14 protein-coding genes are annotated in these 15,154 nt (G+C 72.4%); 6 read left to right on the top strand and 8 right to left on the bottom strand.

What is annotated here, in order from left to right:
• Window positions 1-29: 29 nt before the first annotated feature.
• The 6 genes from ACH4XV_RS38125 to ACH4XV_RS38100 all read left to right on the top strand — a co-directional run bounded on the left by ACH4XV_RS38125 (window position 30) and on the right by ACH4XV_RS38100 (window position 5,300).
• A complete protein-coding gene (locus ACH4XV_RS38125; protein WP_395797409.1) occupies window positions 30-1,535 on the top strand; it encodes an MFS transporter in 1,506 nt (501 codons plus the stop codon).
• A 69-nt stretch (window positions 1,536-1,604) separates the two neighbouring features.
• The gene (locus tag ACH4XV_RS38120; RefSeq protein WP_395797407.1) at window positions 1,605-2,807 is read left to right on the top strand and encodes a GDSL-type esterase/lipase family protein; all 1,203 of its coding nucleotides are present in this window, start codon (window positions 1,605-1,607) and stop codon (window positions 2,805-2,807) included.
• 143 nt (window positions 2,808-2,950) lie between these two features.
• Complete coding sequence (locus ACH4XV_RS38115) at window positions 2,951-3,649, top strand: alpha/beta fold hydrolase (RefSeq protein ID WP_395797405.1); 699 nt, start codon at window positions 2,951-2,953, stop codon at window positions 3,647-3,649.
• 15 nt (window positions 3,650-3,664) lie between these two features.
• Complete coding sequence (locus ACH4XV_RS38110) at window positions 3,665-4,315, top strand: C39 family peptidase (RefSeq protein ID WP_395797403.1); 651 nt, start codon at window positions 3,665-3,667, stop codon at window positions 4,313-4,315.
• A 71-nt stretch (window positions 4,316-4,386) separates the two neighbouring features.
• Window positions 4,387-4,821: a hypothetical protein gene (locus ACH4XV_RS38105; protein ID WP_395797402.1), complete on the top strand. Its 435-nt coding sequence runs from the start codon at window positions 4,387-4,389 to the stop codon at window positions 4,819-4,821.
• Between the two features lie 77 nt (window positions 4,822-4,898).
• Window positions 4,899-5,300 (top strand): peptidase inhibitor family I36 protein, encoded by a 402-nt coding sequence (locus ACH4XV_RS38100; protein ID WP_395797400.1) that lies wholly within the window; start codon window positions 4,899-4,901, stop codon window positions 5,298-5,300.
• 61 nt (window positions 5,301-5,361) lie between these two features.
• Here ACH4XV_RS38100 and ACH4XV_RS38095 read toward each other — a convergent pair whose 3' ends face one another.
• From ACH4XV_RS38095 to ACH4XV_RS38060, 8 genes are all read right to left on the bottom strand, one after another.
• Window positions 5,362-5,652: a hypothetical protein gene (locus ACH4XV_RS38095; RefSeq protein WP_395797398.1), complete on the bottom strand. Its 291-nt coding sequence runs from the start codon at window positions 5,650-5,652 to the stop codon at window positions 5,362-5,364.
• Window positions 5,653-5,859: 207 nt separating this feature from the next.
• On the bottom strand, window positions 5,860-7,191 hold the full coding sequence (locus ACH4XV_RS38090) for an MFS transporter (RefSeq protein WP_395797396.1): 1,332 nt from the start codon (window positions 7,189-7,191) through the stop codon (window positions 5,860-5,862).
• 5 nt (window positions 7,192-7,196) lie between these two features.
• Window positions 7,197-8,531, bottom strand: coding sequence for an acetyl-CoA carboxylase biotin carboxylase subunit family protein (locus ACH4XV_RS38085; protein WP_395797395.1), 1,335 nt, complete (start codon window positions 8,529-8,531; stop codon window positions 7,197-7,199).
• 114 nt (window positions 8,532-8,645) lie between these two features.
• Entirely contained in the window at window positions 8,646-9,806 is a 1,161-nt protein-coding gene (locus tag ACH4XV_RS38080) for a saccharopine dehydrogenase family protein (protein ID WP_395797393.1), read from the bottom strand.
• Window positions 9,799-10,884 carry a saccharopine dehydrogenase gene (locus ACH4XV_RS38075; RefSeq protein ID WP_395797392.1) on the bottom strand — a complete coding sequence of 362 codons (1,086 nt, stop codon included), beginning with the start codon at window positions 10,882-10,884 and terminating at the stop codon, window positions 9,799-9,801. The genes ACH4XV_RS38080 and ACH4XV_RS38075 overlap by 8 nt, the downstream gene beginning before the upstream one ends.
• A 64-nt stretch (window positions 10,885-10,948) precedes the next feature.
• Window positions 10,949-13,273, bottom strand: coding sequence for an iron-containing redox enzyme family protein (locus tag ACH4XV_RS38070; RefSeq protein WP_395797390.1), 2,325 nt, complete (start codon window positions 13,271-13,273; stop codon window positions 10,949-10,951).
• A 43-nt stretch (window positions 13,274-13,316) separates the two neighbouring features.
• Complete coding sequence (locus ACH4XV_RS38065; RefSeq protein WP_395797388.1) at window positions 13,317-14,234, bottom strand: 3-oxoacyl-ACP synthase; 918 nt, start codon at window positions 14,232-14,234, stop codon at window positions 13,317-13,319.
• Window positions 14,231-15,094 carry an isocitrate lyase/phosphoenolpyruvate mutase family protein gene (locus ACH4XV_RS38060; protein ID WP_395797386.1) on the bottom strand — a complete coding sequence of 288 codons (864 nt, stop codon included), beginning with the start codon at window positions 15,092-15,094 and terminating at the stop codon, window positions 14,231-14,233. Before ACH4XV_RS38060 ends, ACH4XV_RS38065 begins: the two co-directional genes overlap by 4 nt.
• Window positions 15,095-15,154: the final 60 nt, after the last annotated feature.

Raw genomic sequence — 15,154 nt, 5'->3', positions numbered from 1 at the left:
AACGGCGGACACCTGAAAGGGGTCGGCAGATGAACCACGACACGGCCACGAGGCCGAAGGCGGCATCGGCGACAGGGGTCGCGCCCGCCGGTACCGCCGGCACCCCCGGCATCGCCGCGCTCCCGACGGCAACCGGCACACCGGCGACCACAGCGGCCACCCGGACCGGCGCCGCCTTCGCGCTGCTGGCCGCCGTACAGGCCGTCCTCAACACCTCGGTCACCATCACCTCGGCCGCCGGCCCCGACATCGCCGCCGACCTCGGCCTCGGCGCCTCCGGCCTGGTCTGGACCGGCGCCGCCTACACCCTCGCCTTCAGCGGCCTGCTCCTGCTCGGCGGCCGGATGGCCGACCGATACGGCCGCCGCAACGCCTTCCGGGCCGGCATCGCCCTGTTCGCCGCCGCCTCGCTGGCCGGCGCGCTCGTCCCCGGCGGGGGGTGGCTGATCACCGTCCGGCTGCTCCAGGGCACCGGTGCCGCCGTGGCCGCGCCCGCCGCGATGGCCCTGGTCGGGGACGTGTTCCCGGTCGAGGCCACCCGACGGCGCGCGATGGCCGCGTGGGGCGGACTCTCCGGCGTCGGCGCGGCGTTGGGCATGCAACTCGCCGGTGCCGCCGCCACCTGGGCCTCGTGGCGCTGGTCCTTCGTCGCCCTCGCTCTGGTCGGCCTGGTGGTCGCGGCCTTGGCCGGGCGATACCTGCCGGCGGGCCCGACCCCGACGCGCGGCCGGGTGGACGTACTCGGCGCGGCCCTCGTCACCGGCGGCGTCGCGTTGCTCAGCCTGGGCCTGGTGGCCGTCGGCACCCACGGTTGGCTCACCGCCGCCGTACTCCTGCCGATCGGCGCCGGACTCGTGCTCCTGCTCGGCTTCGCCGTGGCCGAGAACCGGGTCGCCGCGCCGCTGATGCCGCTGCGTTTCCTCGCCTCGGGGCGTCGGGTCGGCGCGCTGGCCACCGGCATGCTCGCGCCGATCGCCGGATCGTCGGCGGCGTTCCTGATGTCGCTGTACTTCCAGCGCGTGCTCGGCTGGTCCGCGTTGCGCTCGGCGCTGGGCTTCGTCCCGTACACCCTCGCGCTGATCGTGGTCAGCGCCACCAGCGTATTGATCGTGGCCCGGCTCGGTGCCCGGCGGACCGCGTCCCTCGGCCTGATCACGATGGCGATCGCGTTCCTGCTGTTCGGTCGGATCGACGCGGAATCCGCCTACGTCGGCGCGCCGTTGCTCGGGATGCTCGTCCTTCCCGTCGGGATCGGCCTGACCGCGGCCTCGGCGGTGGTCGGCGCGACGCGGGGCGTGTCGGCCGGGGACGCCGCACTGGCCGGCGGCGCCTTCAACACCTCGATGCTGATGGGCCCGACCATCGGCATGGCCCTGTTCGCCTCGCTCGCCGACGCACACACCGGCACCGGCCCGTCGCCGGAGCAGGCCGCCACCGACGGCTACGTCTTCGCCTTCCACGCCGCGGCGGCACTGTTCGCGGTCGCCGCGGTGGCCGTGACGGTCCTGCGGGGGAGCCGGCCTGCGCGGGCCTGATCGGGCCCGCCCACCGCACGACCACCCATCCACCCCAACCGGGTTCAGCCATAGAGGAGTTCATCGATCATGATCAGCATCGACACGACCGCCACCGCCCCCACCCCAACCGCCACCACCCCCACCACCATCTCCGCCCCCGCCACCACCTGGGTGGCAGGCTTCCGCTCCGCCGTGCTCGGCGCGTACGAGGACATCCAGATCCAGCCGTCACGCGTCTTTCGCGACCAGACACTCCGGCAGATCCTGCACATGGACGGCGGCGGCACCACGTTGCGGGTGTTGCTGAGCAACGAATACGGCCGGGAGCCCCTGGTGATCGGCGCTGCGCGGGTCGGTGCGGCCGGCGCGGGCGGCGTCGTGGATCCGGCCGGGGAGGCCGTACTGCGGTTCGCCGGGGCGGCCGAGGTGACCATCCCGGTCGGCGCCCGGATCCAGAGCGACCCGGTCGAGTTCGCCACCGAGGCCGGCACCGACCTGGCGCTGACCCTGTACTTCCCGGAGGACACCGGCCTGGCGACCTACGCGCACACCCCTTCCCAGAACGCCTACCTGGTCGCCGGCAACGCCGTGGGCCGGGCCGCGTTCGACGACGCGGAGGAGGTCGACGGGCGGTACTACGTGGCCGGGGTCGACGTCCTGGCCCCCGAGGGCACCGCGATCGCCGTGGCGTTCGGGGACTCCTGGTTCGGCGGCGGTGGCACCACCGTCGGGGCCAACCTGCGCTTCCCGAACCAGCTGAACCGGCGACTGGCCCGGGGCTGGGTGGTCAACCAGGGGCTCGGCGGCAACCGGCTGCTCACCGACGAGGTCGGGCTGCACGGGCTCGCGCGGTTCGAGCGGGACGTGCTGTCTGTCCCGGGCGTGACCCACGTGCTCTTCCACTTCGGCCTCAACGACCTGGGCCTGCCGGGCATGTCCGGCAAGCCGCCGGCCGGCGCGGCGGACCTGATCGACGGCTTCATCGCGCTGGCGGCACAGGCCCGCGCGGCCGGGCTGACCTCGATCGCCGCCACGATGGGCCCGTACGGCGGCACCATCTACCCCGGCGTGGATAGCGTCCAGGGCCGGGCGGAACGCCGTCGGGTGAACGACTGGATCCGCGCCTCGGACGTCTTCGACGCGGTCGTCGACGTGGCCGCCGCGGTCCAGGACCCCGACGCCCCGGACTTCATCCGGGCCGACCTCGACAGCGGCGACCACCTGCACCTCAACGACGCGGGTGTCCGTGCGATGGCCGACGCCTACGACCTGGCATACGTACGGCTGTGACGGTCGCGCGCCCGAGCGCGTCCGCCGTCGAACGCCCATCCGTCGAACCCCCGTCACCCGTCACCCGCCGCCCGGTCCCAGGACCGCGACCGGCGGGTGATGTCGTTCCGGGCGGTGTCGGAGTGATCGGATAGCGTGCTGCGATGACGGATTTCGTACTGGTCGCAGGTGCGTGGTTGGGGTCCCCCGCCTGGGACGAGGTGGTGCCGGAGCTGCGGGCCGCAGGACACGGGGCGTATCCGCTGTCGCTCTCCGGCCTCGCCGAGAAGCGGGGCGTGCCGGCGGGGCAGCGTACGCACGTCCGGGACATCGTGGACGAGGTCGAGGATCGGGACCTGCGCGATGTGGTCCTGGTCGGACACAGCTACTCGGGCATCCCGGTGGGCCAGGCCGCCGAGCGGATCGGCGACCGGCTGCGGAGGATGGTCCTGGTCGACTCGAACGTGGCCGTGCACGACGAATCGTTCGCGTCCGGATTCTGGTCCGGCGAGGCGGCGATCACCGCCGCAATCGCGGCCAACGGCGGCTCCTGGGCACCGCCGCCGGCGGCGGAGTTCGCGGGACAGGGCCTCACCGATGAGCAGCTCGCCCGGCTCGTGGCCGACGCGACGCCGCATCCCGGTGCCACTCTGACCGAACGCGCCGAGTTGGCCGGGTCGTTGGGTGACCTCCCGACGACCTACCTCAAGTGCCTCCTCGACGGCCCGGAACCGAGCGACGCGGTGGCGAAGCTGCTGACGAGTGAACGGTGGCGGCTGGTCGAGATGAACACGGGCCACTGGCCGATGTACTCCCAACCGCACGAACTGGCCCGGATCCTCTTGGAGGAGGCCGCCCGGTAGCCGGAAGGAGCCCACGTGTCCGATCGATACACGCATCATCCAAATACGCGTCATCCGAACACGCGTCATCCGATACCGGCGATCACCCAGTACGCGAGCCCGGACCTGATCGGCGCGATCGTCTACGCCGGCCATCCGCCGGGCGGCGACGACGCCTGGGCGGTGAGCGGGGCGCCGGATCGGGCCGCGTACGGCTACTGGGCCGGGCGGTGGTGCGGGATGGCCTGTCTGCGGATGGCGCTGTGCGCGCGGGACGGCCACGCGCCTCCCTTGTACGAGCTGATGGTCGGCTGCGCGGCGCACGGCGGGTATGTGCGTCGGGAGGATGGCGGGATCGACGGCCTCTACTACCGGCCGTTCGTCGAGTACGTGCGGGAGGCGCACGGATTGCGGGCGGAGGTGGTCACCGAGCTGGGGCCGGACCGGCTTGCCGACGAACTCGACCGGGGCCGCCTGGTGATGGCCTCTGTGCACCGGGAGATTCGCCGCCCCGAGCGACCGGCACCGGGGCGTGGCGGACACCTCGTCCTGGTCACCGGTCGGCGCGACGACGCGGTCACCTTCCACAACCCGTCCGGACACACCCCCGAGGCGGTATCCGCGGCGCTCGCGCCGTACCGCTTCGACGAGTTCGCCGCCCGGCGCGGCATCGTGCTGCACATATGAGGCGCGCGGCCGAGGGCCGTGGCCCGGCACTACGCTGGGCACAAACGTTCGTTCGGTGAGGAGCATCGGCCGTGATTCTGAGTTCGCTGACGTTCACGCTCGTGCCGAAGCCGTGGGACAGGATGTCGTGGGTGGAGGTCCCCGACGGCCTCGAGTTCGTGCGCTACGAGATCACCACGATCCCCGCGCCGAAGCGCCCGGAGGTGGAGGGTACTCCGGAGGAGGCGGCCCGGTGGGAGCGGGCCGCGCAGGACTTCGTGCGGGAACTGATGGACGCCCAGTCCGAGGTGCGCTGGGAGCATGGCATCCGGACGAAGCCCCGCTTGATGGCGGACACCGCCACGGTGCACCTGTGGCGATACTCCTGGTTCCCCAACCGCCGGGCCCGTTCCCGCCGCGCCTGGGACCGCTGCGTGGCCCGCATGCGGGCGGCCGAGGAACGCTACCGTCCGACCCGCGAGGAAATCGAGGCCCGGGTGGCGGCGACGAAGGCGCGCGAGAACTGAGCGCACCGGCGGACTCCGGACCGGAACCCGGAGTCGGCGTGATCGTTGAGCCCGGCATGTCACACACCAAACGAATCGTGTTCGGACTGGCAGGCGTGGTCGCGGTGCTCGGCGCCGCGCCGGTCTCCCCGGCCCGGGCGGCCGACGGATACGACCGGTGCCCCAACGGCTACTACTGCATGTTCTCCGGTCTCGACGGAACCGGGGACATGATCACGCTGAGGACGAGCACGCCGGATCTCGCCGCGCTCGGCATGAACGACCGGGCCGAGTCGGACTGGAACCGGACCGCCTCGACCATCTACCTGTGGTCCGACGCGCAATACAGCGGCTGTACGGCCGTCACCTCGTCCGGCCCGACCGGCAAGGGCAACTTCTTTCCGCCCTACCGCGACTTCTTCAGCTCGGTGCAATTCGACGGCCCGGGCGGCCCGAGCTGCGGCACCCCGCCGGGCGGCGACGAAGGGGGCGTCGCCTGACGCTTCGGCGCCACGACGGGGGCGGCCGACCTGCCACCACGGGCGCCCCCGCCCACAGGGCCTACGCGGTGTCGGCGTCGTCCATGTCCAATGTGCGGTCGGCCGGCGGTGCGGCGGGAGTGCAGCTCTTGCCGGCCCGGGCGAGGACGAGGTTCACCGGGTCGGGCCCGTCCACTTGGAGCTTCACCGGATACGGCTTGCCCTCGGCGAGCACGTGCACGGTTCGGGTGGTCTCGTCCTCCTGCCGGGCGGTCAACGCGATGACCCGCTTCCCGCCGACCTGCGAGACCTCGCCCGTGACGTAGGCGAGCTCCGCGTCGCCGAAGACGAAAAGAGGCCCGCCTCCGGGCACCCGACGGCACGTTCGTCCCGGACCGACGCGGGCCCTGGTTCGCGCCGCCCATCCGGGCCGTCGACCCGCCGGCCGAGTCCGCGCCGACGGCCGAGTCCGCCCCGCCCGGCGGCGAGCGCAAGCGTGGTGCCCCCGTGCTGCCCGCGGATCGATACCGGGCCCGGGAGGCGCTCAACCACTCCAACCGGGGCGGCATGCGCGGTGTGTTCAGCCCGGGCCGGCGGCAGCGCGGGTCGAGGTGTCGGTGGAGTCGGCGTCGCCGCCGGCCGGCGGCGTGGTCGGCCGGTCCCGCACCGAGAGCAACACCAGCACGATCGACAACGCCGAGCCCACGGTCAATACCGGCCACACCCCGTGTCCGAACCGGATGAACAACCACCCGCCCACGACCGGCCCGACCGCCGCGCCCAGACTCCAGGCGAAGTGGAAGCCCGCGATGTAGTGGCTCTTGAGCCGCGCGGGCCCGGCCACCACCGGATAGGCCGTGGTCGCCGGCCCGCCCAGGATCTCGCCGACGGACCAGACCAGCGTGCCGAGCAGGATCACCGCCGGCCCCAGCGGCAGGCCGTACATGCCGACGCCGACGCCCACCAGGACCAACGCCCAGGCCATGGTGAGCCGTTGCGACCACGCCTGCGCGTACTTGGTCATCAACAATTCGAACGCGATGACGATGAAGCCGTTCAGCGACACGGCCAGCGTGTACCAGAAGATCGCCACGCCGCTGTCCTTCACGTCGAGCGGCAGTGTGGACAGATACTGCACGTAGACGACCCCGAAGAAGAAGATCGCGGTCAGGTACATCATGTAGCGGCGATCGCGGATCATCGCCCGATACCCGCCGCGCCCGACCCGCTCTCCCTCCCCGCCCTCCTCGCCGGCCTCGGGGTTCGCGTCGCGGCCCGCCGCGCCCGGTTCGGCGGAGCGCGGCGGCAGCGTCACCCATGCCAGGGTCGCGTAGCACAGCGCGACCGCCGCCTCCACCCAGAAAACCAGGGCATAGCTGTGGCCGGCCAGGTTGTACAACGCGAACCCGAACAGCGGCGCGACGGTGACGCCGAGGTTCAGCCCGAACCGGTACATCGCGAAGATCATCACCTGGCGGTTCGCCGGGGTGAGGTCGGAGAGCAGGGTGGCCGACGCCGGGCGGTACAGCTGCCCGGCCATGCTGACCAGCGCCACCGCGACCAGGATCAGCCCGAACGAGGGCAGGTACAGGATGGCCGCCAGCGGCACGCTCGCGCCGACCATGCTCACCACGCTCGCGTTGCGCGCGCCGAGCCGGATCGACAGCGCCCCGCCGAGCAGTACGCCCACGATCGCGCCGCCGCCGTACACGCCCAGCGCGAACGCCGCCTGGCCGTCCGAGTAGTCCCGCGAGGTCAGGAACAACACCAGGAAGATGTTCAGGAAGGCCCCGAGGCGGTTGATGAACGCCCCGGTGAGCAGGGTTTTCGCCGGGAGCGACGCCTGCCGGAAGGTGGCCACCACGGTCACCTCGTCGTTGTCGTGGCCCTCCTCGCGGGCGACGTGGACCATGCCGGTCAGCCGACGACGACGCGGATGGCGGCGCGCACGCGCTGCTCCAGGGCGTCGAGCCCGTCGGGAGTCGGGGCGTCGATGAAGAACGTGACGGACCGGTCGTCGGAGTCGGCGAGCGGGGTCAGCGACGCGCCGCGCTCGCGCAGCACCAGTAGGGCGCGCAACGTCGGTTCCTCGCCCGGACCGCCGGGTTTGATGTCGGGCCACACACCGCTGGCGCCGATCCACTCCGGTCGTACGTCCGGCCAGTCGAGCACCACGTCCTCCAGCGTGCCGGGCCGGTGCTCCAGGTAGACCTGCCGGGTGTAGCGGTGCGGCTGGGGGTAGTTCGCCGGTTCGCCGAGCGCGACGCGCAGGATCTCCGGCTCCAGCGGTCGCCCGGTGGCCAGTTGATACAGCGTCAGCAGCCCGTCGCCGGGGGTGCGCGCCGCCACCTCCATCAGGCGCGGGCGACCGTCTTCGCCGACCCGCCACTCGGAGTGGGCGATGCCGTGCTCGAACGCGAGCGCGGCCACCAGTTCCCGATTGGCCGTCAGAAGCGCCTCGCGCAGGTCCTCGCGCACGCTCGGCACGCTGTGCGCCATCTCCACGAAGGTGTGCGCGTGGCTGTCGGTGGTGACCTTGTCGGTCACCGACGCGAAGACCACCTCGCCGTCCTGGATCAGGCTCTCCACGGAGAACTCCGGGCCCGACACCTTCTCCTCGACCAGGACCACCTCGTGGTCGGGGTACGTCGCCAGTTTCGCCCGCAACCCGGCCGGGTCCGCCACCGTCTCGACGCCCGAACTGGACGCGCGGGAGGCGGGTTTGACCACGGCGGGGAAGCGCACCGCTTCGAGGTCGACCCGCTCACGCTCGCCGGCGGGAATGGTCGACGACGCCGGGCCCAGGTCGGGGGCGTACCAGCGCTGGAGGTACTTGCTGCGGCAGGCGCGGCTGGCCCGCAGACCGGGCGAGCGCACGCCGAGCCCGTCGGCGAGCAGGCCGGTGGGTTCGGCGAGGTAGTCGCCCACCGCGTAGGCGCCGACGATCGTGTACGCCTCGCGCCACGCCGAGGTGCGCGCGATCGCGCCCGCGACGAATGCGCCCTGCACGGTGAAGTCGCCCGTCACATAGGCGATTTCGGTGATCAGCGCGGCGGGGTTGGAGGTGTCGGCCATGGCCTCCGTCGCCTGCGCGCGGTAGGACTCCGCGGTGATCACCAGGATCTTGAGCCCGCGCCCGGAGAGTTCGGTCAGGTAGAGCGGATTGCGGCGGATCACGGGAAACGAGCCGGTCAGGATGAACGCCTGGGGCCGGTCGGCCGATTCCCGCGACTCGAACGGTGCCTGGGTCATGGTTCGGTGTCCTCCTGGATCGGGCGGTTCCGGTGGTCCGGGTGGTTCGGACGGGGTCGGGTGCTCGGGTGGTTCGGATCGGGTTGCCGGGTGGAACGTGGCGGCGAGTAGCGCTCAGCCCGTCCCGTGCTGCTCGTCGAAGCGCCAGTCGACGCCGTTCGTGCTCAGGAACTCCAGCCACCGCCGGGCGTCCTCGGCGCCCTGGGCGGCCTGGCGCAGGCCCGCCGGCACCCGCCCGGCGAGGATCTCGGTGATCCCGTACGCCAGCGGCAGGGACACACACCGCGCCATCGCGCTCTCCTCGGCGTCGCCGACCGTGTCCAGCACGTATTCGCCGCGCCAGCCCGCGCCGTTCGCGCCCTCGATGTCGAGCCCGACGGCGAGCACGACCCGGTCACGGTCGGCGTCGGTGGTCGGATACCGGGCGGCGAGTTCGTCGGCGAGCGCGGCGATGCGGTCGCCGTCGCCGGTGCGCACGGTGGCGAACACGTCCTCCCACGCCCGCAGCCAGCCGTCCAGGCGCAGTGTGCCCCGGACGAACACACGCGCCCGCCAGTCGACCGGGAACGCGTACTGGGTGAGGTAGGGGAGGCTGTCGCGGTTGGGGTATGCCTCGAACGTCTCGCCGCCGAGCACGAGCGAACGAGTCGCCGTCCACGGGAGGTCGACCACCTGCTCGGCGTCGCCGTCGAGGTAGCGGGCGGGCGCGCGCAGCGCGTTCAACACCCCACGCGGCGCCCAGCTGAACCGGTAGCGGAACTCGTTGGATTCGGCGGGGACTCCGCCGCAGTACGAGGTGAACTCGACCGTCGCCGGGCCCTCCCCGACGACCTCGCGGCCCCTGGCCACCAGCAGGTCGGCGAACAGATGGTCGATGCCCGGGTCCAGGCCCGCCTCGGTCAGCACGACCAGACCGGCCTTCGTCGCCGCCGGCGCCTCGGCCACGATCTCCTCGGACACGTAACTGCTGCACGCGAAGTGGGCGTTGCGCTCCACACAGAGCCGCAGGAGCGCGGGATGTTCGCTCGCGGGCAACATCGACACGACGATGTCGCCGGTGCGCAACTCCCCGGCCAGCCGGGCGAGATCGTAGGCGCGGACGGCGGCGCGACCGGTCAGACCCAGCCGGGCCAGGCACCGCTCGGCCTTGGTGTCGGTACGGCCCCAGACCAGCAGCCGTCCGGCCCGGTCGGCCACCACACGCAGTCCGCTGCCGGTGGACAGGCCGGTGCCGATCCAGTGCACGGTTCCGCCGGCGGGTATCGCGTCAGACATGGACGTTCTCCGTTTCCAGGCCGTTCGCCTCGCATGCCTCGCGGAAGACCCGCAGGCAGCGCTGCCAGGGTTGCCCCGGTTCTCCCAGGGTCGCCAGATGGGGCGTCAATTCGGCGGAGAAGGCGGTACTGGCCTCGCCGGGAAGCAGCGACGGCAGGTTGTCGATGGCGATCACGCCCAGCGGGTCGCCGACATCGCTCACCATGCACACCGGCTCCAGCCAATCGGTGATGTCGTCGTAGACGGGCAACACATTGTTCCGAGATGTGACATCGCAGGTGACGTCCGCGATCAGGGACAGTCGCCGGGGTCGGGACCGCAGCGACGCGGGGGTCACGAACGGCGGGGTCGGCGTGGTCACAAGCACAGCGTTGACGAGGATGTCGTGATCGAGCAGCGCCGCGTGATCCAGCGACCGGGTCTCGGCGACGTCCCAGCAGGTCGGCTCGATCCCGGCGACCGCCAGCGCGTCGCGCGCGCCGCGCCCGCATCGGCCCAGCGCCCCGATGACGAGTACGCTCGGCCGCGCGCCGGTCGACGTCTCGCGCAACACCCGGTCCAGGTCTTCCTTCGGGCGCGGTCGCAGCGGCGGATCGAGCCGGCCCCGATGCCGGAGCACCGCGAGCGCCGCGCCCACGTATCCGGCCCAGTAGCCGAACGCGGCCAGCCGCCGCCCGTCCGCGTCGGTGAGGTATTCCAGGTCGAGCAGTGCGCCGCCGCCCGCCGTGAAGCGCCGCAGCAGCGCCTCGGCATCGCGCTGGCCCTTGTACGCGTGACCGAAGAACACATGCCGGTGTCGCAACGTCGATGGCTCGTCGGGGAGTTCTTTCAGCCCCACGACGAACTCCGCGACCGGCGCGGCCCGCCAGCTCCCGGCCTCGGCGGCCACGCAGCCGGCGTCGAGATAGTCCCCCATCGGGAACACACGCTGCGGCGAGTGCTCGACGGTGACCGTGATGCCCTGCGCGACGAGCCGCGCGGCGTCGGCCGGCACGATCGGCGCGCGCCGCTCGCTCTCGCGCGTCTCGTGCCGCATCGTGATCCCGATGTCGGTCGTGTGCGGGCGGGAATCGGCCATGTGCTGTCCTCCGGGTACGGGTTGCCTGTTCGTGACCGCGCGGGGGCGGGGGGCGACGGCCGACTCAGATGACCAGGTCGGCCAGGTCGTCGGTCGCGCCCGGGGAGGAAGGGTCGCCGGACGCGGTGTCGGGTTCGGCGGGTGGATCACCGGCGGATATGCGCTTGAGCAGAGGCTGTTCGAGGAAGTACGCGAAGGAGGCGTAGCCGCGCCAGACCCCGCGCCACTGCTCGGCCACCGCCGCCTCGCCCGCGGTGCGCCGCACCCGGTCGAGGTATCCGACGATGATGTCGGCGGCCTGTTTGGCGTGCCCGGCGGAGAAGTTGTCGATGGTCAGGTGCGCCTGTTCGTAGCAGTCGTCGATGCCGTGCCGGCGCAACTTCTGGATCTCGTGCAGCCGCATCTCGCCGGAGCCGAACATCTCGATCGCCAGGTTGTAGCCCAGGATCTCGTTGTGGAAACGATCCGGGAACAGGCACATGCACAACTGCTGGATCGCGAACCCATAGAGATCGTCGGGGAGTTCGTTCTGCTCGATGAACGCCTCGTCGCGGATGTGCGGCAGTTCGATGCCCGCGCTGGCCAATACCCGGTGAGTCAGCGTGATGTGGTTCTTGCGCAGGTCGCCGTTGCCCATCTCGTCGGCGTAGATCGCGAACAACATCGCGTCGGTCTCGCGCTCGTCGTGCCCGAGGTTGCCGAGGCGGTGCAGCCATGCGCCGTCGATGAGGTAGGTGAGGTAGTAGGTGGACTGCCGGAACAACACCTCGTCGCGGTCCGGGATCTCCCGCAGCGGTTCGTAGGGGTCGACCAGCTTTTCCCAGTAGACCCGCTCGGCCCGCTCGTACAGGGCCTGCGCGCTGTAGTCGAACCAGGTCGCGTCGGTATACCGGCCGCCGGCCCCGTGTACGAACAGGATCTCCGCGTCCCGGAAGCACTGTTCGGCCCGCTCGGCGGCGAGCGGCAGCGTGTTGGCGAAGTTCTCGATGTTGACCAGGCGGTGGAACAGCTCGCGGTGGTCGCGGGGTTCGGCCTCGGCGATCACGACATCGGCCGGGGCGCTGCCGATGATCGCGGCACGTCGGCGCTCGGCCGCCGCGTCGCCGGCGGTCTCGGCGGAGATCTCGACGGCGGGCCGCTCACCCGCCTGCACGCTCACCGCCCAGGCCCGGAACGTGGCCGCTTCGTGCTCGTCGAAGATTCCGAACATCGGCCCGCCGAAGCGCATCGCGTCGAGGAGCCGGCAGTCGCCGTTGCCGGGCCCGCGCAGATATCCGGACTCACGCAGATCGGTCAGGAATCCCGCGAGGTCGATCCGGGCGCCGCCGAAGACGTCCGTCAACGCCTTGCCGCCGACCCGGGTGCCGCCGTGTTGGCGGCCGGCCAGCGGGGCATGGCGCGCGATGATCGCGGCGACCCGCGACTCCAGGGTGCGGCCGGCGCGCCAGGCGGCGTGCTCGGCGAGCATCCCGACGTGCTCCCGCTCCAACTCCAGGGTCAGCCGCACGGCCGTGTACAACCGGCGGCGCGCGGCCGGTCCGGCCAGGGCCAGGTGTTCGGTCAGCACCTCGCGCAGGGCCGGTTCCGGCAGCAGCGGTGCGTTGTCGGCGAGCAGGTCGTCCACGCCGAGCGCGAGGAAGGCGTAGTGCACGCCCGAGACCTCGGGCAGGAAGTTGGCCGGCAGCCGGGACAGGGCCAGGTAGAAGGCGGCGTGCAGCGCGGTGAGCGGGCGGGTGCGGGCCCGGTCCGCGAAGTCGGCGGCGGCGAGTTCCGGCAGGAATACACCCGCGTCCTCCAGCGTGCGCCGCCGCGACCGGGCCAGGCCGCGCTCGCGGTTGCCGCCGCCGCGCAGCGTCAGGTGGTGCGCGAAGAGCCGGTTGACCACGACGGACGGCTGGGTCGCGGGCTGGGAGAGCGTGTCCAGCCAACAGCCGGCCGCCAGCGCCAACGGCGCGCGCCCGCGCAGGGCTTCCGCGCGCGCCTCCGGCCCCGATCGGGTCAGCGCGTCCAGGATCGCGGCCGACTCGGCTCGGGCGCCCCGCACTTGGGCGGCGATCGCCTCGGCGAGGACATCGGCCCCGGCTTCGGTGTCGGCTGGGTTTTCGTCAGCGCCGTCGACGCCGCCCCCCGCGCCCGGCCCCCGGCCGCCCGCGTCGGCCAGGAACGCATCCAGCACCCATCGGGCGACCAGAAGCGTCGACTCCGACTCCTGGTCGCGCAGCAGCAGGCGGAACACCTCGACCGGCTCCGCGCGGACCGCCGCCCGCGCCTCGTCCAGGGCGGCGCGGCCGAAGACGAACGGCCGGTGCGGCAGCGCGTCGACGGTGTCGGGCAGGACGAAGGGCACGAAGGCGCGGCCGGGACCCGGCATAGGCGGTGCGGTGGTCATCCTGAGCCTCCAGCTCGGGCGTTCGGCGGTGGGTCGGCCGCGCTCATGCGCCGGCCCGGCGCAACAGCACTCCGATCCGTTGCCCGGGGACGCCGGCGGCCAACAGGTAGTGCCGGCCCGGCTGTACGTGTCCCGCCTCGGCCCGGTCGACCAGGTTGATCAGCGGATCGGCGGCGAAGCAGTGGCCTACCCGGGGGATGTTGTCCAGATGGAGCTGGGCCGGGGTGAAGCCGGCCTGCCGTTCCTTCATCACGATCACGGGTTTGAAGATGTTCGCGTGCATCAGGCCCGCGATGTCGCCCGGCTTCATGCCCAAGGGGGTGAGCAGGCGCGAGTTCACGGTGCGGGCCAGGTCCGCGCTGATCTCGTTGGAGTGCGCCAGCCTGCCCCGGTCCTGCGCGCTCGCGCAGGCGAGGATTTCATAGCCGCCCGCGATCTCGCCGGCGGCCGTCACCAGGCAGCTCGCCGCGCCGTCGCTGAACAGCGCGTAGCTCGCCATCCGGTCGTCCTCGTGCGCGGCACTGTCCGTGGTGACCACCAGCACCCGCCGGTGGCGGCCGGCGCGGACGAACGCGGTCGCGGTGTCGATCGCGGCCAGCAGGTTGACGCAGCGGTTCATGTTCTGCCCGTAGAAGGGCACGTCGCCCAGGCCCGCCTCGGCCAGGAACGTCTCCATGAATGCGCCGTGCCCCTCCGAGGGTCCGGGCACACGGGTGGAGCACAACACGACGGCGTCGGCGTCGCTCGCGCCGGCGCGCAGTGTGGCCGCGGCGCTCTCCGCGGCCAGCTCGGCCAGGCCGCGCTCGGTCCGGCGCACGCTGCCCCAGCCCCACAGGTCGGGCGTCGGCGCCATCCTGAACTCCGCGGCGCGCGCTAGCAGATTGGCGATGCTCGTGTGCGGAACCTCGAACTCGCCCAGAACGTAGCGTGGTTGGTGCAGGTACGCGGCCACTGCGCTCACGCGTCCTCCTCCGCCGCGCCGGCCGGCGCGCACATCAGCGTGTTCGCCTCGGCGTAGGGCACGGCCTCGGCGACGAAGGTGAACGTCCCGTGTTCGTGCACCTCGCGCGCGGCGCGCAGGAAACCGCCCAGCGCGGCGCGGGCGAACGCCGAGCCCAGGCTGATCCGCCGGGCGCCCAGTTTCTCCAACTCCGGCACGGACAAGGTCGGTCCGACTCCCGCGAGCACGTTCACGGGCCGGTCGAGCACCGAGCACACGGTGCGGATCGCCTCGACGTCGGGCAGGCACGGCGCGTACAACACGTCGGCGCCCGCCGCCTCGTACGCCCGGAGCCGGGCGAGGGTGTCCGCGAAGTCGCGGCGGCCGTGCAGGAAGTTCTCGGCCCGTGCGGTCAGCGTGAACGGGAACGGCAGCGCCCGGGCCGCCGCCACGGCGGCCGTCACCCGCTCCACGGCCACGTCGATCGGCAGGATCGGGTCGTCGGGGTCGCCGGTGGCGTCCTCGATGGAGGCGCCCACCAGGCCCGCCTCGGCGGCGAGACGGATCGTCTCGGCGATCTCCTCGCCCGAGGCGCCGTAGCAGCTCTCCAGGTCGGCGCTGACCGGATGCGGCGTCGCGGCCACGATCGCGCGCGCGTTGTCCAGCGCCTGGCCACGATCCAGCAGGTTCACGCCGTCGGAGCGGCCCAGCGCGAAGGCCAGTCCCGCACTCGTGGTCGCCAGCGCGGTGAAGCCGAGCCCCGTCAGCAGGCGGGCGCTGCCCGCGTCCCACGCGTTCGCCACCACGAACGCGCCCTCGCTCTCGTGCGCCTCCTTGAAGGCGAGGCCCCTGCGGTACTGGTCAGCCGGGTCGAGCAGCATTGCCGTTCCTTCCGATGTGTCGACGCGCCGGTGTGTCGACGCGCTCATGTGGTCACGCGC

Origin of the sequence: Embleya sp. NPDC020630 (assembly GCF_044334985.1) — a bacterium.
GTDB lineage: Bacteria > Actinomycetota > Actinomycetes > Streptomycetales > Streptomycetaceae > Embleya.
The sequence above is the reverse complement of the archived record's forward strand: the minus strand, read 5'-3'. Positions and strand labels throughout refer to the sequence as shown.

What these genes read in the sequence shown, in the direction of transcription:
- ACH4XV_RS38090 (WP_395797396.1), bottom strand. Translation starts at nt 7,191, where the DNA reads ATGGTCCACGTCGCCCGCGAGGAGGGCCACGACAACGACGAGGTGACC.
- ACH4XV_RS38070 (WP_395797390.1), bottom strand. Translation starts at nt 13,273, where the DNA reads ATGACCACCGCACCGCCTATGCCGGGTCCCGGCCGCGCCTTCGTGCCC.
- ACH4XV_RS38060 (WP_395797386.1), bottom strand. Translation starts at nt 15,094, where the DNA reads ATGCTGCTCGACCCGGCTGACCAGTACCGCAGGGGCCTCGCCTTCAAG.
- ACH4XV_RS38075 (WP_395797392.1), bottom strand. Translation starts at nt 10,884, where the DNA reads ATGGCCGATTCCCGCCCGCACACGACCGACATCGGGATCACGATGCGG.
- ACH4XV_RS38120 (WP_395797407.1), top strand. Translation starts at nt 1,605, where the DNA reads ATGATCAGCATCGACACGACCGCCACCGCCCCCACCCCAACCGCCACC.
- ACH4XV_RS38125 (WP_395797409.1), top strand. Translation starts at nt 30, where the DNA reads ATGAACCACGACACGGCCACGAGGCCGAAGGCGGCATCGGCGACAGGG.
- ACH4XV_RS38115 (WP_395797405.1), top strand. Translation starts at nt 2,951, where the DNA reads ATGACGGATTTCGTACTGGTCGCAGGTGCGTGGTTGGGGTCCCCCGCC.
- ACH4XV_RS38085 (WP_395797395.1), bottom strand. Translation starts at nt 8,531, where the DNA reads ATGACCCAGGCACCGTTCGAGTCGCGGGAATCGGCCGACCGGCCCCAG.
- ACH4XV_RS38080 (WP_395797393.1), bottom strand. Translation starts at nt 9,806, where the DNA reads ATGTCTGACGCGATACCCGCCGGCGGAACCGTGCACTGGATCGGCACC.